Here is a 19,670-nt window from a genome sequence, read left to right on the forward strand (position 1 = left end):
CGGGTTCGGTGTCCTGGTGGGTGGCCCGCCGCCCGTCGGCGACGGGCGGGTCAGCCGGCCGAGACGGGGGCGACGAAGGCGACGAGCGCCGCGAGCACGGCGCCGATCAGCGGGCCCACGACCGGCACCCACGAGTAGCCCCAGTCGGGCCGGCCCTTGCCGCGGATCGGCAGGACCGCGTAGGCGATGCGCGGCCCGAGGTCACGCGCCGGGTTGATGGCGTAGCCGGTCGGGCCACCGAGGGCCTGGCCGATGCCCATGACGACCGCGGCCGCGGCACCGTAGATCGCCGGGCTGCTGCCGTAGGGGTTGACCAGCAGGAACAGCACCAGGGCGAACGTCCCGATGATCTCCGTGACCATGTTCCACGCCGGCTTCTTGATCGGCGGGTTGGTCGAGAAGATGTTCAGCGTGCCCGAGTTGTCCTCGTTGGCGTCGAACTGCAGCTTGTAGACCAGCCACGCGAGGGCGGCACCGACGAAGGCGCCGAGGAACTGGCCGATCAGGTAGAACGGCACCTGCCCCCACGGCGTACCGCCGTTGATCGCGCTGGCGAGGGTGACGGCGGGGTTGATCGCGCCGCCCGAGGCGTCCGCGATGCTCGCTCCGGCGAACACGCCGAACCCCCACCCAAAGGTGATCAGCACCCACGACGCCGTGTCCCCGTCGGCATTGGTGCGGGTCAGCAGCACGTTGGCCACGACCCCACAGCCGAAGAGGAGCAGCACCATGGTGCCGAGGAACTCCGAGAGAATGATGCTTCCAGCGCCCACGTAAGGACTCCTGTCGACGGCGACCCGGCCCCTGTTGCACGCTCCTGTCGGAGATCCCCGTCGGGCTCCGGGCGTGCGTGATCGCGAACGCTAGTGGCGCGGTTCACCGTGTGTCCACGTTCCGGGCGGATCTCGGGGGTGACGAGGTGTTTCGCCGGGCATCCGGACACCAGGACGGAGCAGTCGGCTGCCCCGCGTGCTCGGTGCCGGGCTCCCGGTTACCGCGTTAGCGTGATGGACAGCGCCCACGGGGCGCCGGTAGCGGCGGCCCGGCACGCTGGGGAGACGACGACGCAGCACGAGAGCGAAACGAGAGAGGGGTCGGACGTGGGCGCTGGACAGAGTGCGGAGGGCGCAGGCGTGGAGGCCGAGGCACTCGACGCGGCGGCCGAGCCGGCCCGGATGGGGCCGGCATCGCGGGCACGCGCGTGGGAACGCCTCACGTCGGAGAAGTTCGACGTCGTCGTGGTCGGCGGAGGCGTGGTCGGCACGGGCGCGGCGCTCGACGCGGCCACCCGGGGCCTGAAGGTCGCCCTCGTCGAGGCGCGCGACCTGGGCTCGGGGACATCGAGCCGCTCGTCGAAGCTCTTCCACGGCGGGCTGCGCTACCTCGAGCAGCTCGACTTCGGGCTGGTGCGCGAGGCCCTGCGGGAGCGCGAGCTCAACCTGACGCGGCTCGCCCCACACCTGATCAAGCCGGTCAGCTTCCTCTACCCGCTGACCAAGCACTGGGAGCGTCCGTACGTCACGGCCGGCGTCACGCTCTACGACACGATGGGCGGCAAGAGCTCGCTGCCCCACCAGAAGCAGCTGTCCCGGTCCGGCGCGCTGCGCATGGCGCCGGCGCTCAAGCGCAGCGCCCTGGTCGGCGCGATCCGCTACTACGACGCCCAGGCCGACGACGCCCGCCACACGATGATGGTCGGGCGCACGGCGGCGCAGTACGGCGCGGTGGTGCGCACGTCGACCCAGGTCGTCGACTTCCTCCACGAGGTCGACCGGGTCGCCGGCGTCCGGGTCCGCGACGTCGAGACCGGTACCGAGGCCGAGGTGCGCGCCTCGGTGGTCGTCAACTGCACCGGCGTCTGGACCGACCAGATGCAGCACGCCGCCGGCACCCGCGGGCGCTTCCGCGTCAAGGCGTCGAAGGGCGTCCACTTCCTCGTCGCCCGCGACAAGATCCCGTCGGACACCGGCATGATCCTGCGCACCGAGAAGTCGGTGCTCTTCGTCATCCCGTGGCGCAACCACTGGATCGTCGGCACCACCGACACCGACTGGAACCTCGACCTGGCGCACCCCGCGGCCACGCGCAAGGACCTCGACTACCTGCTCGAGCACGTCAACTCGGTGCTCGTCACCCCGCTGTCCCACGACGACATCGAGGGCGTCTACGCGGGCCTGCGCCCGCTGCTGGCCGGCGAGAGCGAGGAGACCTCGAAGCTCTCCCGCGAGCACGCCGTCTCGCGGGTCATGCCGGGTCTGGTCGCCATCGCGGGCGGCAAGTACACGACCTACCGCGTCATGGCCGCCGACGCGATCGACGCGGCGTCGGAGGACATCCCGACCCGCGTCGCCCCGTCGGTCACCGACCGGGTGCCGCTCGTCGGCGCCGACGGCTACTTCGCGCTGGTCAACCAGTCGGAGCAGCTGGGCGTGCGCCACGGGCTGCACCCGCACCGTGTGCGCCACCTGCTCGACCGCTACGGCTCGCTGCTCCACGGCCTGCTGGCCATGGCCGACGACGACCCGTCGCTGCTCGAGCCCGTGCCCTCCTCGCCCGACTACCTGCGCGTGGAGATCGCCTACGCGGTGGCCTACGAGGGCGCCCTGCACCTCGACGACGTCCTCACCCGGCGCACCCGCATCTCGATCGAGTACGCCCACCGCGGCGTCGACTCGGCCGAGGCCGTGGGCGCACAGATGGCGCCGCTGCTGGGCTGGACCGACGAGCAGCGCGACCTCGAGGTGCGGTCGTACGTCGAGCGCGTGCAGGCCGAGCGCGAGTCGCAGTCGGTGGACACCGACATCGAGGCCGACAAGCTGCGCGTCGCCGCGCCGGACCCGCGGGCCCCCCGGCTCGCGGCGCTCGGCACCGGCTGAGCGACCCCGGCGCCCACGGACGGGCGAGCAGGGACGCCGGACGCCCGGCACTGGCCGCGACGGGTGGAGGGCGCTGGACTCGTCGCATGACGATCCTGGTCCCGGCGGTGTCCCTGGTCGCGGGCGTGCTGTCGGCGCTGCTCGCGGGCCTCTACCTCGCGTTCTCGCTGACGGTCATGCCCTCGCTCGCCCGCCTGCCCGACGCCGTGCTGGTGTCGGTCATGCAGACGATCAACCGCGTGATCGTGCAACCCGGCTTCGTGGTGCTCTTCCTGGGCGCGCCGCTGGTCGCCGTGGCGGCCGCGGTGCTGGCGCTGGTGGCGGGCGCCGGGGTGGTGGCGGTGCTCGTGGGCGCGGCGCTGCAGGTGGCGTCGATCGTCATCACGGCCGTGGTCAACATCCCGCTGAACATCGCGCTCGACCGCGCCGACCCGGGAGACGCCGGCGACGTCGCCCGGGCCCGCGAGGCCTTCGAGCGCCCCTGGGTGCGCGCGCACGGCGTGCGCACCGCGGTCACGACCCTCGGGGCCGTCGCCCTCCTGGCCGCGCCGCTGCTCTGAGGCGCGGCGTCAGCGCCCCGCCACCGGGGTGGACGGGGTGTCGTCGCCGGCGACCGGTGCGGGCTCGCCGTCGGGCACCGTGGGCCCGCCGGCGGGCTTGCGCTGCACCATGAACGACACCGCCACCGCGGCCAGGCCGATGACCCCGGCGGCCATGAACGCGAGCCGCAGCCCGGACGCGTCCGGCGTGCCGGCCGCGTCGGCCGACCCGATGGCCGCGATGGTGACGAACCCCGCCGTGCCGGCCGCGCCCGCGACCTGCTGGAGCGTCGTGAGGATCGCGCTGCCGTGCGAGTACAGGTTCTCGGGCAGCACCGAGAGCCCCTCGGTGAGCAGCGGCGTCATCATGAGGCCGAGCGAGATCATCAGCAGGATGTGCACCGCGATGACCATCCACAGCGCCGCACCAGCGCCGAGCAGGGCCAGCAGCCACATCGACGTCGCGAGCCCGATGGCGCCCGGGATGACGAGCGGGCGGGCGCCGACGCGGTCGAACAGGCGACCCACCGGGCGGCCCATGAAGCCGAGCACCAGCCCGCCCGGCAGCACCGCGAGCCCCGTGGTGGCGGCGCTGACGCCGAGCACGTTCTGCAGGTAGATCGGCAGCAGGATCGCCCCGGCGCCGAGCAGCGACATGAACAGCAGCGCCGAGAGCACGATCGCGATCACGAAGGGCTTGTGGCTGAACGGCCGCAGGTCGAGCAGTGCGGACTCGCTGCGCTGGAGCTGCCGCTGGCGCAGCACGAAGGCCGCCAGCGCTACCGCGCCCACGACGAGCGCGGCCCACGGCGGGACGACGGCGTCGCCGCCGTGGCCCAGCGTGGACAGGCCGTAGACGATCCCGCCGAAGGCCAGGAACGACAGGGCCACCGAGAGCAGGTCGAGCGGCGAGCGACGCGTCTCGCTCGAGAGCCGGAAGAGCACGACGCCGACGAGCAGCGCGGCCACGGACAGCGGCAGCACGCTCCAGAACATCCAGCGCCAGTCGAGCGTGGAGAGGATCAGCCCGCCGATGGTCGGGCCGACGGCGGGGGCGACGGCGATGACGATCGAGATCGTGCCCATCGTGGCGCCGCGACGCTCGGGCGGGATCAGCCGCATCACCGACGTCATCAGCAGCGGGATCATGACCGCGGTGCCCGAGGCCTGCACGATGCGGCCCACGAACAGCACGGCGAACCCCGGCGCCAGCGCACAGATGAGCGTGCCGAGGCTGAACAGCGTCATCGCGGCCAGGAACACCTGGCGCGGCGTGAAGCGGTTGAGGATGTAGCCCGTGGTCGGGATGACCACGCCCATCGTCAGCAGGAACCCGCTGGTCAGCCACTGGACCGTCGTCGCCGACACCCCGAGGTCGCCGGTGAGGTGCGGCAGCGCCACGCTGAGGATGGTCTCGTTGAGGATCATGACGAAGGCCGAGACGACCAGCGTCATGATGATCACCATGGGACGCGCGGGCGGCGCGGCACGGCTCGCTCCGGCGTCGATCTGGCCGGTCATCGTTCCCCCTCAGGGCGGCGGCCGTGACGGTCACGAGCCGGTCTCCAGAGCATCACACGGCCCCCTGACAGGCGAACGGGTTTCGCCGGGGGCGGAACCGGGCGCGCGACAGCGGGCGACCGGCCGACGAGGTGCCCAACGCCGGGTCCGGACGCCTTGTTCCCCGGGACCGGCCTCAGCGCTCGTGGCGGTGGGAGATGAAGGCCACGCCCGCGATGACGATCGGCACGAGGATGAAGATCCAGGGGAAGCGCCCGCCGCTGACGGCGAACAGCAGCGCCGCCACGGCCGGCGTCAGCAGCGAGATCAGACCGGCGTGCCGGGCGATGGTCGCGCCGGTGGGCGCCACGAGCTCCGGCAGCTCGGGCGGCGGGTCGCCGGCGGTGCGGGCCGTGGTCGGGGCCGGACCCGCCGGCGTCCTCGGGTAGTCGGGGTGCGGCTCGGGGAGGTCGTCGAAGAGCGCCTCGAGCTGGCGCCGCGAGGTGGCCCGGGACGCCGTCGCGCAGCGGGTCGCGTGCTCCGTGCGCTCGAGCCGGCCGGCGCGCCGGTGCTCGTCGAGGGCCTCCATGGCGAGCTCGCGCTCGTGTGCCCCGACGTCCATGCCGCCAGTATGCGCGCGCGTCCTACCCGGCGTCGGGGATCTCGCAGATCACGGCGCCCTGGTTGACGCTGGCCCCCGCCTCGAGGGTCAGGCCGGTGACGACGCCGTCCTTGTGGGCGGTGACCGGGTTCTCCATCTTCATGGCCTCGACCACCACGACGAGGTCGCCCGCCGCGACGGTGTCGCCCTCGGAGACGGCCACCTTGACGACCGTGCCCTGCATGGGCGCGGTGACCGCGTCGCCGGAGACCTTCGCGCCACCGCCGGAGCGCGAGCGCGACTTCTTCTTCGGTGCCGCGGCGCGCGCACCACCCCCGCCACCGAGCGCGAGGTCGCCCGGGAGCGAGACCTCGAGGCGCTTGCCGCCCACCTCGACCACGACGGTCTGGCGCGGCGCGGTGTCCTCGTCGTCCTCCGAACCCTCGGCCTGGTACGGCGGGATCTGGTTGTCGAACTCGGTCTCGATCCACCGGGTGTGCACGACGAACGACTCGGCGCCGTCGGCGGCGACGAACGCCGGGTCGCGCAGGACGGCCTGGTGGAACGGGATGACCGTCGGCAGGCCCTCGACGACCAGTTCCTCCAGCGCGCGCCGCGACCGGGCGATGGCCTGCTCGCGGTCCTCGCCGGTGACGATGAGCTTGCCGACCATCGAGTCGAACTGCCCGCCGATGACCGTGCCGGTCTCCACGCCGGAGTCGACGCGCACGCCGGGGCCGTCGGGGGCCACGAAGCGGGTGACGGTGCCGGGCGCGGGCAGGAAGCCGCGGCCCGCGTCCTCGCCGTTGATGCGGAACTCGATCGAGTGCCCGCGGGGCTCGGGGTCGCCGGCGAAGCGCAGCTGCTGGCCCGCGGCGATCCGGAACTGTTCGAGCACGAGGTCGATCCCGCTGGTCTCCTCGGAGACGGGGTGCTCGACCTGCAGGCGGGTGTTGACCTCGAGGAACGAGATCGTGCCGTCCTCGCCGACGAGGAACTCCACGGTGCCGGCGCCGGAGTAGCCGGCCTCCACGCAGATGTCGCGCGCCGAGGTGTGGATGCGCTTGCGCTGCTCGTCGGACAGGAAGGGCGCGGGCGCCTCCTCGACGAGCTTCTGGTGGCGGCGCTGCAGCGAGCAGTCGCGGGTGCCGACGACGATGCAGTTGCCGTGCTGGTCGGCCAGGACCTGGGCCTCGACGTGGCGGGGACGGTCGAGGTAGCGCTCGACGAACGACTCGCCGCGCCCGAACGCCGACACCGCCTCGCGCACCGCGGCGTCGAACATCTCGGCGATCTCGTCGCGCTCGCGGGCCACGCGCATGCCGCGCCCGCCGCCGCCGAACGCCGCCTTGATCGCCACCGGCAGCCCGTGCTCGTCGGCGAACGCGATGACCTCGTCGGCGTCGGCGACCGGGTCCTTCGTGCCGGGCACCAGCGGCGCCCCCGACCGCTCGGCGATCTTGCGGGCCGTGACCTTGTCGCCCAGGTCGCGGATCGCCTGCGGGCTCGGCCCGATCCAGATCAGCCCGGCGTCGATGACGGCCTGGGCGAAGTCGGCGTTCTCCGAGAGGAAGCCGTAGCCGGGGTGCACGGCGTTCGCGCCCGAGTCGCGCGCCGCCTTGATCAGCTTCTCCATGTCCAGGTAGGACTCGGCGGCGGTCTCCCCACCCAGGGCGAACGCCTGGTCGGCGAGCCGCACGTGCGGGGCGTCGCGGTCGGGGTCGGCGTAGACCGCGACGCTCGCGAGGCCGGCGTCGGCGCACGCACGCACCACGCGCACCGCGATCTCGCCGCGGTTCGCGACCAGGACGGTGTGCAGCGGGTCGAACCCCGTCGGGGCGGACGCGGCCATCGGTTGACCTCCTGGGGGATCCTCGCTGAACCGGGGACGGTCGGGGCAGTGTAAGGGCGACCGAACGGGTGCCCGGTCGGGTCACTCTCTCGTACTCGACGCGCGGGCGTCGCGGCCACGGGCGTGGCCATGACCACACGCACCGATCGTGACGCCTGGTGTGCTCGCCCGCCTGCGGATCACACCGGGGACGCGGCTACGGTCGGCGATCGATGCAGCCTTGGTGGTGGCGGTCGGTGGCCGCGTGCGCGTCCGTGCTGGTCCTCGCGGGCCTCGTCGCGGTGTTCGCCGGAGCGGTCGGGGCCGACCGGGCCACGGCGGTGCGGTCGGCGTCGGTCGAGGCGGCGACACCGCCCTCGTCGTCCCCCGCGCCGTCGTCGTCACCCGCCCCGTCGCCGTCGCCCGACGATGACGCCCCGGCGCCCGCGGCGGCCCCGGATCGGCGGGTGCCCGACGCCGCCTCGGCGACCACCGTCGCCCTGCTGCCGGGCTGGCGGGTCGTGCCGACGCAGGACGTCATCGAGGTGCCCGCCGGCCGGTTCGACGGCGCCACGATCCTGCGTCGCGGCGCGAACACGGTGGTGCTGATCGGTGTCGCCGACCCCGCCCGCGTGCCACCGCGGGCCACGGACGGGCCCGACCCCGCCGGGGACGCGGCCCTCGAGGCGGAGGCGCGGCGCCTCGTCGACGCCTACGTCGACCAGCTCGCCCCGGGCGCCGACGCCACGGCCGTGGCGGACAACGACGGGGCGATCGCCGGCCTCCCGACCCGCACCTCGGTGCGCCGCGTCGAGGGCGGCGGGCTGGACGGGGCGCTGGTGCGCGTCAGCACGATCGCCGCGCCCGGCCGGACGCTCTCGGTGCTCGCGGTCGCCCGCCCGTCGCCGACCGTCGGCGCCGACGGGGCCGCCGCCGACGAGGTGGTGCGCTCGGTGCGGCCCGATCCCGCCTGATCACTGCGCCGATCCCGAGCCTTCGGGAGCGAGGGACTCGTTCGCTGCCCACCAGGCACTCGAGGAGTCCCTCGCCGCGACAGGTCGGCGAGCGAGGTGGGGAGCGAGGGACTCGTTCGGCGCGTGCCATGCAGTCAGGGAGTCCCTCGCTCCACGAGGGGCGGGGTCAGCGGGGGCGGGGTCAGCCGGCCCAGAGCGTGTCGACGCCCACGCCGACCTCGGCGAGCAGGCGGCGGGTCAGCGGGAGGCTGAGGCCGACCACGTTCGACGGGTCGCCCTCGATGCCCTCGACGAACCACCCACCGCGACCGTCGAGGGTGAACGCGCCGGCCACGGCCAGCGGCTCGCCGCTCGCGAGGTAGGCCTCGAGCTCGCCGGTCGTCGGGCTCCCGAAGGCGACGGCCGTCGTGGCGTGCCCGGCGACCTCTTGACCCGGGACACCCCCGGTGACGTGCACCAGCGCGTGGCCCGTGAACAGCTCGGCGGTCCGGCCGGCCATCTGGTCCCACCGGCCGCGCGCGGCGTCGACGCTGCCGGGCTTGCCGACCATCTCCCCGTCGAGGAAGAGCATCGAGTCGGCCCCGACCACCACGCACTCGGGGACGGCCGCGGCCACCCGGACCGCGACGGTGCGCGCCTTGGCCAGCGCCAGGGCGGACACCGTGTCGGCGGGGGTGGCCTGGTCGCCGAGCTCGGCGACCAGGCCGTCCTCGTCGACGTCGGACACCTCGACGAGGGGTTCCACCCCCGCGCCGCGGAGGATGGCCAGACGGGCGGGGGACGCGGACGCGAGCACCAGACGCACGGGGCGGCACCCTACGTCGGCGGCTCCGACCCGACCCGTCGGCCGACCCCCGCCAGGATCGAGATGCGGGTCGGCCGCTCGAACCCGCGCCACCGGCTGACGTCGACGACGCCGGGATCGGCGAGCTCGAAGCCGTCGAACAGCGCGGTGATCTCCTCGCGCGAGCGCAGGTGACCGCCCCGCGGGGTGCGGGCGTAGGCCTCGTGGATCTCGGTGAGCTCGGGGTCGGTGAGGCCCTCGGAGCTGCCCGCCGAGAGCACCAGGAACGAGCCCGGGACCATCCGGCGGCGGAAGTGCTCGAGGATGCGCCGCGGCTCGTCGCCGGGGGAGAAGTGCAGGACGGCGACGAGCAGGACGCCCACCGGCTCGTCGAAGTCGATCAGCCGCTCGACGTCGGGGTGCGAGGTGATCGCGTCGGGGTCGTGCATGTCCGCCTCGACCACCGCGACCGCCCGGTCCTCGGCGAGCAGCGCGCGGGCGTGGGCGAGCACGACGGGGTCGTCGTCGACGTAGACGACGCGGGCGTCGGGGTGGGTCCGGCGTGCCACCTCGTGCACCGTCGGGGCGGTCGGGATCCCGGTGCCGATGTCGACGAACTGCGTGATGCCGGCCGCGGCGAGGTGCTCGACGGCCCGCACGAGGAACGCACGGTTGTTGCGCGCGAGCTGGCGCTGGTCGGGGTGGCTCGCGATCACCGCCTCGGCGGCCTCGCGGTCGGCGGCGAAGTTGTCCTGCCCGCCGAGGTAGTAGTCGTACATCCGGGCCGGCGACGGCACGTCGCTGTCGAACCCCTCGCTCACCGCAGGCCCCCGCGCACGGCGCCACCGTAACCGGGCCACGGCGTCGCTCCGGTCGGTGCTCATGTCGCCGCTCACTCGCCCGAGTCTCCTCCGGCGAGTTCGACGGCCACGTCGAGGTGCCCGAGGTGGCGGGCGTACTCCTGCACCAGATGGAACAGCACGCGCTCCAGCGGCGACCACCCGAGGGCAGCCGGCTGCGGATCGCCTCGTCCGCGGGGAGCCCGAGGAACACCACGGCACGGTCGGCGCGTGGGTCGGTCGGCCCGGGGAAGACGGCGGGCTCCGTGCTCACAGGTGGTCAGCGTAGAAACCGGCCAGGCGGTCGACGGCGGCGTCGACGTACTCGGGCACGTCATACATCTCGTAGTGGCGGGCGCCCTCGACGACCATCCGGTCGACGGGGTTCGGGGCCATCTCCCAGAGCGCCGCGCCGGACACGTCGAAACCGGTGCCGTCGAGGTGCTCGGCGAGCACGAGCTGCAGCGGCTGCGTCATCAACCGGTCGACCAGGTGGAACGCGTCGTAGCCCAGCAGCAGCGTGTCACCGCGCGTGAGGCGGCGGTTGGTGGAGTGCTCGTGTCCGCCGCGCGGGGAGCGGTAGTACGTGATCGCCTGGGCGAGGTCGTCGTCGTCGACTCCGTCGGTGGTGTCGGGCAGCCACCGCTCGCGGGTCAGCACCCCGGTGCGGGCCTCCGCGGTGCGCGCCGCGGCGAGGGCGTCGAGTGCCACGGCCGGGCCGTCGGGCGCGAAGCCGCGGAACGACGTGCCCATGTTGCCCGGGTCGACGGTGCCGACGGCCTTGATGCGGTGGTCGGTGCGTGCGGTGTGCACCGCGTACCCGCCGCCGGCGCAGATCCCGAGGACGCCGACGCGCTCCGGGTCGACGCCCGGGAGCGTGGCGAGCGCGTCCACGGCGTAGGAGATGTCCTCGCCACGGCGGTACGGGTCCTCGAGGTCGCGGGGCTCGCCGCCGCTCGCGCCCTGGTGGGCGGGGTCGAACACCAGGGCGGCGAGGCCCCGGGCGGCGAGGCGGGAGGCGTAGTTGGCGCCGATCTGCTCCTTCACGCTGCTGCCGGGGGTGGAGAGGACGACGACCGGGCGCGGCGACGCCGGGTCGTGGTCGTCGGGGAGGTGGAGGTCGGCGGCGAGCTCGATCGGCCCGCGCGGGATCGCGATGTGCTCGAGCACGGCGACGCCACCCTTCGCGTAGGGTTCGGTTCGACATGACTGCTAGTTCGTTCTCGAACTAGTACGAGACGGTACCACCTGGGTGGAGGGGCTCCGTGCCGGTCGACGCCGCGCAGCTGTGGACGCTGAACCACCGCCTCCTGACCGCCGTGCTGGACGCGTGCAGCTCCGAGATGGCCGAGCTCGGGCTCGAGACGAAGGAGTTCTTCGTGCTCGCCGAGGTCGGCGCCTCGCCGTACCCGGCCGAGCTGGCGGCGACGCTGGTGATCCCGAAGGCGAGCGTGACGGCCTACGTGCGCAGCCTCGTCGCCAAGGGCTTCCTACGCCGCGAGATCGACGACGAGGACCTGCGGCGCCACCGGCTCGTCCTCACCGCTGCGGGCGAGACGGCTCGCGACCGCGCACTGGCCGCGCTCGCGGACGCGTTCGGGCGCCGACTGGAGAGGATCACACCGCGCGACCGCTCCGAGCTGGCGCGGATCCTCGGTGACCTGCTCGGGCCCTGATCCTCAGAGCTGCAGGACCGCCTGCACGTCCAGGTGGATCTGGATCGTCGACCCGACGACGGGGATGCCGCGGGCGACCATCTGCTGCCAGTTGAGCGTGAAGTGCTCGCGGTGCAGCGACGTCGTGGCCGTGGCGCCGATGCGCGTGCCGTTCCACGACTGGGTGCCCAGGTAGGTGGTGTCGAGCCGGACGTCGTTGGTGCGCCCGCGGATCGAGAGCTCGCCGTCGATCGTCCACGAGTTGCCCGAGCGCACCACGAAGCGCGTGCTCGAGAACTGCAGTTGCGGGTGCTCGTCGACGGCCAGGAAGTCCTGCGAGCGCAGGTGGGCGTCGCGCTGGGCGTTGTGGGTCTCGATGCTGGCGGCGTCGATGACGACGTCGATGCTCGAGTCCTCGATGTCCTCGGCGATCTGGATCGACCCGCGGAACCGCGTGAACTGCCCGTACACCCGCGAGAGCGCGATGTGGCGCGCCACGAAGCCGAGCCTGCTGTGGGCGTCGTCGATCACCCACTCGCCGGGCGAGGGGCGCGTGCTGCCCTGGTCGGCGGACATCGTCAGGGCACCGAGGGCGGCGTGGTCACCCCGCCCGACGATGATGTCGCGGGTCAGCGTCGTGTAGCCGCCGAGGCCGGCGCGCAGCGTGTAGGTCCCGCTGGGCACGGCCGCGGTGTAGAAGCCGAACGGGTCGGTGACCGACTCGGTGACCACCCGACGCAGGCCCTCGGTCTCGATGACGGCGACCGTGACTCCCGGCAGCGGCCGCCCCTCGACGTTGCGCAGCTGCGCGCTGACGAGCCCGCCCGTGGGCGGGATCGGCATCAGCGCGTGGTCGGCGTCGCGGTAGGTCTCGCCGCCGACGAGGCTGCGACGGCGTCGGCGCAACAGGGCCATGACATCACCCGCAGGGTCGGAGGAGGGTCATCGTGGTCGGGCCGAGGCGCGCCAGCCACCGGGGCCGGGGTGCACGGGCCCCCGCACGAGGTCGACGCGGCGCGCCCAGCCCGACGTCGGCGTCGGGTCGGGGGCCTCGTCCTCCCCGCCGCCCGCGCTGGCGAGCACGGCCGCCAGCGCCGCCAGCTCGGCGGCGTCGGGCTCGCCCCGCACCACCCGCAGCATCGGACGCGCCGGAGCCTCGCCGTCGTTCTCCTCGCTCACAGCCGCACCTCGTCGTTCGCTGCGCTCACAGGGGCACGTTCCCGTGCTTCCGCGGCGGCAGCGTCTCCCGCTTGGTCTCCAGCATCCGCAGGGCGCGGGCGACGTAGCCACGGGTGTGCGACGGCGGGACCACGGCGTCGACGTAGCCGCGCTCGGCGGCGACGTAGGGGTTGGCCAGGGTGTCCTCGTACTCCTGCTGCAGCTCCGCGCGGCGGGCCTCGACGTCGCCGCCGTCGTCGGAGACCTTCGCGAGCTCCTTGCGGTACAGGATGCTCACCGCACCCGACGCGCCGGTGACGGCGATCTGGGCGGTGGGCCAGGCGATGTTGACGTCGGCGCCGAGGTGCTTGGAGCCCATCACGTCGTACGCGCCGCCGTAGGCCTTGCGGCAGATGACCGTGACCAGCGGGACCGTGGCCTCGGCGTAGGCGTAGATCAGCTTCGCGCCGCGGCGGATGATGCCGTTGTACTCCTGGTCGGTGCCGGGCAGGAATCCCGGCACGTCGACGAAGGTCAGCACCGGGATGTTGAACGTGTCGCACGTGCGCACGAACCGCGCGGCCTTCTCGCTGGCCCCGATGTCGAGGCAGCCGGCGAGCTGGGTGGGCTGGTTGGCGACGATGCCCACCGGGCGGCCCTCGATGCGGCCGTAGCCCGTGACGATGTTGGCGGCGTAGAGCGCCTGGATCTCCAGGAACTCCTCGTCGTCGACGACCCGCGTGATCGCCTCGCGGATGTCGTAGGGCTGGTTCGGCGAGTCCGGCACGAGCGTGTCGAGCTCGAGGTCGGTCTCGCCGATGCCGTCGGGCACCGAGCCGCTCTCCTCCTCGCCCGGGATGCGCGGCGGGTCGGTGAGGTTGTTCGACGGCAGGTAGCCCAGGAGCTCCTGCACGTAGGAGATCGCGTCCTCCTCGTCGGAGGCCAGGTAGTGGGCGTTGCCCGAGGTGGCGTTGTGGGTGCGCGCGCCGCCCAGCTCCTCGAACCCGACGTCCTCACCGGTGACGGTCTTGATCACGTCCGGACCCGTGATGAACATGAACGACGTCTCGTCGACCATGACCGTGAAGTCGGTGAGCGCGGGGGAGTACACCGCGCCGCCCGCGGCCGGGCCCATCACCAGCGAGATCTGGGGGACCACGCCCGAGGCGTGCACGTTGCGCTTGAAGATCTCGCCGTAGAGCCCGAGGGCGACGACGCCCTCCTGGATGCGGGCGCCGCCGCCGTCGTTGATGCCGACGACGGGGCAGCCGATCTTCATGGCCACGTCCATGACCTTGACGATCTTCTCGCCGTAGACCTCGCCGAGCGCCCCGCCGAACACCGTCGCGTCCTGGGAGAACACGCAGACCGGGCGGCCGTCGACCGTGCCCTGCCCGGTGACGACGCCGTCGCCGTACGGACGGTTGGCGTCGAGCCCGAAGTTGGTGGAGCGGTGGCGCGCCATGGCGTCGAACTCGAGGAACGACCCCTCGTCGAGCAGCAGGTCGATGCGCTCGCGGGCGGTCTTGCGGCCCTTGGCGTGCTGGCGCTCGACGGCGCGCTCGCTGCCGGCGTGCACCACGTCCTGCTGTCGCCGGTGCCAGTCGGCGAGCTTGCCCGCCGAGGTGTGGACGTCGGGCTCCTCCGACGAGTCCTCGGGCTCCGGCAACGGCTCCGTCGCGGCGGTCATCCGGCTCCAGCTCCGCTTCGCTGCGTGTCGTGCATGACGCGGCACTGTAGCGATCGGCACCGACACGGCCCGGCTTCCTGCCGGTGAGGTGACCAGCGGCACTACCGTGCGCGCTCGTGACCGCACCCCTGGACGCCGACGCGCTGCGACGCACCCTCGTTCCGCGACCCTGGGCGTCACTCGACGTGGTCGCCGCCACCGGCTCCACGAACGCCGACCTCCTCGCGCGGGCCACCGGCCCCGACGCCGCGCCGGACCGCACGGTGCTCGTCGCCGAGCACCAGGACGCCGGACGCGGGCGCCGCGAGCGGGTCTGGGAGGACCGCGCCGGCGAGGGCCTGACCTTCTCGGTGCTGCTGCGGCCACGCGAGATCGCCCCCGAGCGGTGGGGGTGGGCGCCGCTGCTCGCGGGGCTCGCGCTCGTCGAGGCCGTCGGGCGGGTCAGCGGCGTGCCGGCCGCGCTGAAGTGGCCCAACGACCTCCTCCTCGGCGCCGAGCCCGCCGCCAAGGGCGCGGGCATCCTCGCCGAGGTCGGCGGTGGCTCGGGCAGCGACGCGGACGGCGGCAGGGCCCTGGTCGTCGGCATCGGCCTCAACGTCGCGACGCCGGTCGCCGACCTCCCGGCCGGCGCCACCTCGCTCGTCGCCGAGGGCGCCGACCTCGACCGCGACACCGTGCTCGTCGCCGTGCTGCGGGCCCTCGCCGACCTCGACGACCGGTGGCGCGCGGCGTACGGGGACGTCGTCGCCGCCGGGATCGTCGAGGACTACCGCGCCCGCTGCGCCACGCTCGGCCGCGAGGTGTCGGTGATGCTGCCCGGCGACCGTCGTCTCGAGGGGCGGGCCGTGGACGTCGACCGCGACGGCCGCCTCGCCGTCCGTACCCCGGACGGGGACACCACCGTCGTGTCGGCGGGCGACGTCGTCCACGTCCGGCCGACGGCTCGCTAGCCTCGGGTCGATCCCGCGGGGAGGGGGTGGGCGTGGCGTACCCCGACGGTGTGCTGCGGCGGGGCGAGCACGTCCTCGCCCACCGCCGCCCGCACTGGCGCATGCTCGTCGTGCCCGCGGTCGTGCCGCCGGTCGCGGCGTTCCTCGCGGCCCTGCTCGCGGCCCTCGCCGCCGGCGTCGGCGAGGGGTCGACGCGCACGGCCGTGCGGCTCGCGCTCGTGCTGCTCGCCGTGCTCGCGGTCGTCTGGCTCGCGGTGCTGCCGCTCGTGCGCTGGCGCTGCACCCACCTCGTCGTCACCGACCGGCGGCTGCTCGTGCGCGAGGGCGTGCTCTCGCGGGAGAGCGTCGAGGTCGCCGCGGCGACGATCACGGGGGTGCGCACGCGCAGCAGCGGTGCCGAGCGGTTGGTCGGCGCGGGGACGCTCGTCGTGTCCACCGCGGGCACCGAGGAGCCGTGGGAGTTCGCCGGGCTGGGGGACGTCGAGCGTCTCGCGTCGCTGGTCGAGGGCGTGGCGGACGAGCGCGGCGGGCTCGACCGCGTCCCGGACGAGCGCTGGGGGGCGTGGACGGACCCGGAGGAGCCCGACGATCTCGAGGACCTCGACGACGAGCTCGACGAGGATCCGGACGAGCTGGACGACGATCTCGAGGAGCCGGCGCCGCCCCGGCGCGTCAGCCGCTGGCGCCGGCGGTCTCGCGCCGCCCGAACATCCCGGTGAAGCGCGACCGGAACACCTCGGTGCCGCCGTCGCGGGCCAGCGAGCCGGTGAGGGTGATCAGCCCGAGCTGGGGCCGGCTGGCCGAGACCCGCGCGGCGACGATCTCCATCGACGCCTCCAGCCGGTCGCCGGGGAACACCGGCGCGGGCCAGGCGATCTCGTCGCCGCCCGGCGAGCCCATGGACGCCGCGCGCGACAGCAGGCCGTCGACGTAGCAGCGCATCCACAGCGACGCGGTGAACCAGCCCGACGCGCAGAGCCCACCGAAGAGCGAGGCGCGCGCGGCCTCCTCGTCGACGTGGAAGGGCTGCGGGTCGAAACGGCGGTTGAAGGCGAGCATCTCGTCGCGGTCGACGACCACCTGACCCAGCGCGATGCGCCGACCGGCGGGCAGATCCTCGAACCAGACCTCGGGGGCGGTCACGGCGGTGATCGTGCCCTGATGTCGGGGGAACCGCACGGCGCCCGGCTGCGTCGAACCCCGTGTGCGAGCCGGTGAGCTGGCGGGCTGGCTGGCCGCCGCCGGGGTGACCGGGGCGGCGGTCAGCGTCGACGCCGAGGTCGAGCGGGCGTGGTGCGTGCGTCCGGTGCCGGGGGATGACGCGGGGGACGAGGGCTGGGAGGTGTTCTGGTGCGAGCGTGGTGGGCGTTTCGAGTGGACGCGGTTCGACGACGAGTCGGCCGCCTGCTTCTCGCTGTTCGGGCGGCTGGTGTGGGCGTGGCTCGCGGGGTCCCGCTAACGGCGGACGATCTCCAGAGCGGCGTCGTGCAGGCGTCCGTTGGTGGTCAGGGAGTCGCCGCCGTCCGGGCGCGCGGCCCCGGTGAGGTCGGTGAGCCGGCCGCCGGCCTCCTCGACGAGGATCTGGGCGGCCGCGAGGTCCCAGGTGTTGGCCTCGGGCTCCACGGCGACGTCGAGCACGCCCTCCGCCACGAGGCAGTGGTGCCAGAAGTCGCCGAACGCCCGGCTCTCCCAGCACGCCCGGGTCAGCGCGAGCCACTGGTCCTGGCGGCCCAGGGTGCGCCAGTGGTCGAGGTCGGTGGTGGAGGCGTAGGCGTCCTCGAGGGCCCCGATCCCGGACACCCCCAGGGTGCCGTCCCCGACGCCGCGGGCCGGGTCGCTGGTGTGGGCGCCGAGGCCCGCCGCGGCCCACCAGCGCCGCCCGAGGGCGGGGGCGCTCACCACGCCGACGACGGGTCGCCCGCCCTCGACGAGGGCGACGAGCGTCGCCCACACGGGCACGCCGCGGGAGAAGTTCTTGGTGCCGTCGATGGGGTCGATCACCCAGACGCGGCCGTCGCCGAGGCTCCCGCCGCGCTCCTCGCCCAGCACGGCGTCGTCGGGGCGCTCGCTCGCCAGCACCTCGCGCAGCCGGTCCTCGCAGGCGGTGTCGGCGTCGGTGACGGGGGTGCGGTCCGGTTTGCGGTCGATGCGCAGATCCACCGCGCGGAAGCGGGGCAGGGTCACCGCGTCGGCGGCGTCGGCGAGCGAGAGGGCCAGATCCAGGTCGTCGCTGGGGTCGGTGGAACCGCCGGAGCTCATGGCGGGCGATCGTGCCAGGCGGGGTCCGTGCTGGGGCTACTGTGGCGCGGTGACCACCGTGCTGCTCGTCGAGGACGACGCGGCGATCGCCGGACCCCTCTCCCGTGCGCTGCAGCGCGAGGGCTACGAGGTCGACGTCGTCGGCGACGGCCAGGCCGCGCTCCACCAGGCGGGCGCGGGCGGGCCGGACCTCATGGTGCTGGACCTCGGCCTGCCCGGGATGGACGGCCTCGAGGTCTGCCGCCGCGTGCGGGCCGACCAGCCGGACCTCCCGGTCCTCATGCTCACGGCGCGCACCGACGAGGTCGACTTCGTCGTCGGGCTCGATGCCGGCGCGGACGACTACGTGGGCAAGCCGTTCCGCCTGGCCGAGCTCCTGGCCCGGGTGCGGGCGCTGCTGCGGCGGCGGGCGCCGGAGGTCCTCGACGCCGGTGGGGTGCGCCTCGAGCCGTCGGCGCGGCGGGTGACGGTGGACGGGGTCGAGGTCGGCCTGGCCAACAAGGAGTTCGAGCTGCTCCGGGTGCTCATGGCCCACGCCGGGCAGGTGGTGTCCCGCGAGGAGATACTCCGCGAGGTCTGGAACGACCCCGAGATGAAGACCTCCAAGACGCTGGACATGCACATGTCGTGGCTGCGCCGCAAGCTCGCCGACGACAGCGCGGGCGCCGCGGGCGGCAAGCGCATCAGCACGGTGCGCGGGGTCGGGTTCCGCTTCAACACCTAGGACCTCCTGGTGCGACGCCGGATCCTCGTCTCCACGCTCATCGTCGTCACGATCACCGTGGCGGTGCTGGGCGGGCCGCTCGCGCTGACCACCTGGCGCCTCGTCGAGGACTTCACGCGCGCGGACATCAACTCCCGGCTCCGGCAGGTCGTAGCGACGCTCGACTCGCAGGTCTCGGGCGACCGGCCCGTCGACCTCAGTGCGGTGGGCATCGCGGTGCCGCCGGGCGGGTCACTGGTGGTGCGCACACCGCGCGGGGTGAGCAGCCTCGGCGAGCTCGCGCCGGGCCCGACCGTCAGCGAGACGCTGCCGTTCGGCCTGAGCGGCTCGGCGGTGCTCTCGGAGCCGATCACCGAGATGCGGGCGCGCCAGCTGCAGGCGACGGCGCTGGTGCTGGCCGCGGTGCTGCTGTCGGTGGCGGTCGGGGCGGTGGTGGCGACGCTGACCGCCCGGCGCCTGGCCGACCCGCTGCAACAGGTCGCGGGGCGGGCCGCCCGACTGGGCGCCGGCGACTTCCGGCCGGCGCCGCACCGCCACGGCATCCCCGAGCTCGACCGGGTCTCCGACGTCCTGGACTCCTCGGCCACGGCGCTCGCCGAGCTCGTCCAGCGCGAGCGCGAGCTGGTGGGCGACGTGTCCCACCAGCTGCGCAGCCGGCTCACCGCCCTGCAGCTGCGCCTCGACGAGCTCGCGGCGCACCCCGACGAGTTCGTGTCCTCGGAGGGCGCGGCGGCGCTCGAGCAGGCCGAGCGCCTCGCCGAGGTCCTCGACGAGCTCCTCGCGTCCGCCCGCGAGGCCCGCGCGGCCGGGGCGGCGCCCATCGAGGTGGCCGGCGAGCTCGAGGCCGTCGCCGACGAGTGGCGCGACCCGCTGCGCTCCGAGGGCCGCACGATCCGGGTCCGGACCCCGGACGGGCTCGTCGCGCGCGCGACCTCCGGGCGGCTGCGCGAGGCGCTGGGCGTGCTCGTCGACAACGCCCTGCGCCACGGCAAGGGCGGCGTCACGCTGACGGCCCGCCTCGGCGACAACGACACGATCGTCGTCGAGGTCGGCGACCACGGGGACGGCGTCCCGCCCGAGCTCGCCCCTCACGTCTTCGACCGCGGGGTGTCCGGGGCCGCCTCGACGGGGGTGGGCCTCGCCCTGGCCCGCGCGCTGGTGGAGGCCGACGGCGGGCGCCTCGAGCTCGCCCGCACTCGGCCGGCGACGTTCTCGATCTTCCTGCCCGTGCCCCGCACCGACCGGGCCGTCGCCGCGCCCCGGCCGTTGCCCACGACCGGCCCGCGGTAG

21 protein-coding genes are annotated in these 19,670 nt (G+C 74.2%); 9 read left to right on the top strand and 12 right to left on the bottom strand.

Annotated features, from left to right (window positions below):
* Window positions 1–50: 50 nt before the first annotated feature.
* Window positions 51–773: an MIP/aquaporin family protein gene (locus WCD41_RS02570; RefSeq protein ID WP_337711807.1), complete on the bottom strand. Its 723-nt coding sequence runs from the start codon at window positions 771–773 to the stop codon at window positions 51–53.
* A gap of 402 nt (window positions 774–1,175) precedes the next feature.
* Between WCD41_RS02570 and WCD41_RS02575 the strand changes: the two genes are divergently transcribed.
* Both WCD41_RS02575 and WCD41_RS02580 read left to right on the top strand, forming a co-directional pair.
* Window positions 1,176–2,876 (top strand): glycerol-3-phosphate dehydrogenase/oxidase, encoded by a 1,701-nt coding sequence (locus WCD41_RS02575; protein WP_337712319.1) that lies wholly within the window; start codon window positions 1,176–1,178, stop codon window positions 2,874–2,876.
* 86 nt (window positions 2,877–2,962) lie between these two features.
* The gene (locus WCD41_RS02580) at window positions 2,963–3,436 is read left to right on the top strand and encodes an anthrone oxygenase family protein (RefSeq protein WP_337711808.1); all 474 of its coding nucleotides are present in this window, start codon (window positions 2,963–2,965) and stop codon (window positions 3,434–3,436) included.
* A 9-nt stretch (window positions 3,437–3,445) separates the two neighbouring features.
* Here the strand turns inward: WCD41_RS02580 and WCD41_RS02585 are convergent, their stop codons facing one another.
* The 3 genes from WCD41_RS02585 to WCD41_RS02595 form a co-directional block, all read right to left on the bottom strand.
* On the bottom strand, window positions 3,446–4,936 hold the full coding sequence (locus tag WCD41_RS02585) for an MDR family MFS transporter (protein ID WP_337711809.1): 1,491 nt from the start codon (window positions 4,934–4,936) through the stop codon (window positions 3,446–3,448).
* A 175-nt stretch (window positions 4,937–5,111) separates the two neighbouring features.
* Window positions 5,112–5,537: a DUF1707 SHOCT-like domain-containing protein gene (locus WCD41_RS02590; RefSeq protein ID WP_337711810.1), complete on the bottom strand. Its 426-nt coding sequence runs from the start codon at window positions 5,535–5,537 to the stop codon at window positions 5,112–5,114.
* Between the two features lie 22 nt (window positions 5,538–5,559).
* Window positions 5,560–7,368 (bottom strand): acetyl/propionyl/methylcrotonyl-CoA carboxylase subunit alpha, encoded by a 1,809-nt coding sequence (locus WCD41_RS02595; protein WP_337711811.1) that lies wholly within the window; start codon window positions 7,366–7,368, stop codon window positions 5,560–5,562.
* Window positions 7,369–7,580: 212 nt separating this feature from the next.
* Here WCD41_RS02595 and WCD41_RS02600 point away from each other — a divergent pair, with 212 nt between their 5' ends.
* Window positions 7,581–8,321 carry a hypothetical protein gene (locus tag WCD41_RS02600; protein ID WP_337711812.1) on the top strand — a complete coding sequence of 247 codons (741 nt, stop codon included), beginning with the start codon at window positions 7,581–7,583 and terminating at the stop codon, window positions 8,319–8,321.
* A 181-nt stretch (window positions 8,322–8,502) separates the two neighbouring features.
* Here WCD41_RS02600 and WCD41_RS02605 read toward each other — a convergent pair whose 3' ends face one another.
* The 3 genes from WCD41_RS02605 to WCD41_RS02620 form a co-directional block, all read right to left on the bottom strand.
* Window positions 8,503–9,126, bottom strand: a complete 624-nt coding sequence (locus tag WCD41_RS02605) for a Maf family protein (protein ID WP_337711813.1) — start codon at window positions 9,124–9,126, stop codon at window positions 8,503–8,505.
* Between the two features lie 11 nt (window positions 9,127–9,137).
* Entirely contained in the window at window positions 9,138–9,926 is a 789-nt protein-coding gene (locus WCD41_RS02610) for an SAM-dependent methyltransferase (protein ID WP_337711814.1), read from the bottom strand.
* Window positions 9,927–10,214: 288 nt separating this feature from the next.
* Window positions 10,215–11,114, bottom strand: coding sequence for an alpha/beta hydrolase (locus WCD41_RS02620; protein WP_337711815.1), 900 nt, complete (start codon window positions 11,112–11,114; stop codon window positions 10,215–10,217).
* A 95-nt stretch (window positions 11,115–11,209) separates the two neighbouring features.
* On the opposite strand from WCD41_RS02620, the gene WCD41_RS02625 reads away from it, so the two are divergent.
* The gene (locus tag WCD41_RS02625) at window positions 11,210–11,620 is read left to right on the top strand and encodes a MarR family winged helix-turn-helix transcriptional regulator (protein WP_337711816.1); all 411 of its coding nucleotides are present in this window, start codon (window positions 11,210–11,212) and stop codon (window positions 11,618–11,620) included.
* A gap of 3 nt (window positions 11,621–11,623) precedes the next feature.
* On the opposite strand, the gene WCD41_RS02630 is transcribed toward WCD41_RS02625, so the two are convergent.
* The 3 genes from WCD41_RS02630 to WCD41_RS02640 are packed head-to-tail and all read right to left on the bottom strand — an operon-like array spanning window position 11,624 to window position 14,447.
* Window positions 11,624–12,514: a YceI family protein gene (locus WCD41_RS02630; protein WP_337711817.1), complete on the bottom strand. Its 891-nt coding sequence runs from the start codon at window positions 12,512–12,514 to the stop codon at window positions 11,624–11,626.
* A 27-nt stretch (window positions 12,515–12,541) separates the two neighbouring features.
* The gene (locus WCD41_RS02635; RefSeq protein ID WP_373695064.1) at window positions 12,542–12,778 is read right to left on the bottom strand and encodes an acyl-CoA carboxylase subunit epsilon; all 237 of its coding nucleotides are present in this window, start codon (window positions 12,776–12,778) and stop codon (window positions 12,542–12,544) included.
* Between the two features lie 25 nt (window positions 12,779–12,803).
* The gene (locus tag WCD41_RS02640; protein WP_337711818.1) at window positions 12,804–14,447 is read right to left on the bottom strand and encodes an acyl-CoA carboxylase subunit beta; all 1,644 of its coding nucleotides are present in this window, start codon (window positions 14,445–14,447) and stop codon (window positions 12,804–12,806) included.
* 116 nt (window positions 14,448–14,563) lie between these two features.
* Between WCD41_RS02640 and WCD41_RS02645 the strand changes: the two genes are divergently transcribed.
* Together WCD41_RS02645 and WCD41_RS02650 are read left to right on the top strand one after the other, a co-directional pair.
* Window positions 14,564–15,397 (top strand): biotin--[acetyl-CoA-carboxylase] ligase, encoded by an 834-nt coding sequence (locus WCD41_RS02645; RefSeq protein WP_337711819.1) that lies wholly within the window; start codon window positions 14,564–14,566, stop codon window positions 15,395–15,397.
* A 32-nt stretch (window positions 15,398–15,429) separates the two neighbouring features.
* Window positions 15,430–16,116 carry a PH domain-containing protein gene (locus tag WCD41_RS02650; protein WP_337711820.1) on the top strand — a complete coding sequence of 229 codons (687 nt, stop codon included), beginning with the start codon at window positions 15,430–15,432 and terminating at the stop codon, window positions 16,114–16,116.
* Here the strand turns inward: WCD41_RS02650 and WCD41_RS02655 are convergent.
* Complete coding sequence (locus WCD41_RS02655) at window positions 16,070–16,540, bottom strand: MaoC family dehydratase (RefSeq protein ID WP_337711821.1); 471 nt, start codon at window positions 16,538–16,540, stop codon at window positions 16,070–16,072. The two genes, WCD41_RS02650 and WCD41_RS02655, sit on opposite strands and share 47 nt — an antisense overlap.
* A 61-nt stretch (window positions 16,541–16,601) precedes the next feature.
* Between WCD41_RS02655 and WCD41_RS02660 the strand changes: the two genes are divergently transcribed.
* Complete coding sequence (locus tag WCD41_RS02660) at window positions 16,602–16,856, top strand: hypothetical protein (RefSeq protein ID WP_337711822.1); 255 nt, start codon at window positions 16,602–16,604, stop codon at window positions 16,854–16,856.
* Here the strand turns inward: WCD41_RS02660 and hisN are convergent.
* Window positions 16,853–17,656 carry a histidinol-phosphatase gene (hisN, locus tag WCD41_RS02665; RefSeq protein ID WP_337711823.1) on the bottom strand — a complete coding sequence of 268 codons (804 nt, stop codon included), beginning with the start codon at window positions 17,654–17,656 and terminating at the stop codon, window positions 16,853–16,855. The genes WCD41_RS02660 and hisN overlap by 4 nt on opposite strands.
* Window positions 17,657–17,705: 49 nt before the next feature.
* On the opposite strand from hisN, the gene WCD41_RS02670 reads away from it, so the two are divergent.
* Complete coding sequence (locus WCD41_RS02670) at window positions 17,706–18,380, top strand: response regulator transcription factor (RefSeq protein WP_337711824.1); 675 nt, start codon at window positions 17,706–17,708, stop codon at window positions 18,378–18,380.
* A 9-nt stretch (window positions 18,381–18,389) separates the two neighbouring features.
* Window positions 18,390–19,670: a sensor histidine kinase gene (locus tag WCD41_RS02675; protein ID WP_337711825.1), complete on the top strand. Its 1,281-nt coding sequence runs from the start codon at window positions 18,390–18,392 to the stop codon at window positions 19,668–19,670.

Source organism: Actinomycetospora aeridis (assembly GCF_037400275.1).
Classification (GTDB): Bacteria; Actinomycetota; Actinomycetes; order Mycobacteriales; family Pseudonocardiaceae; genus Actinomycetospora; species Actinomycetospora aeridis.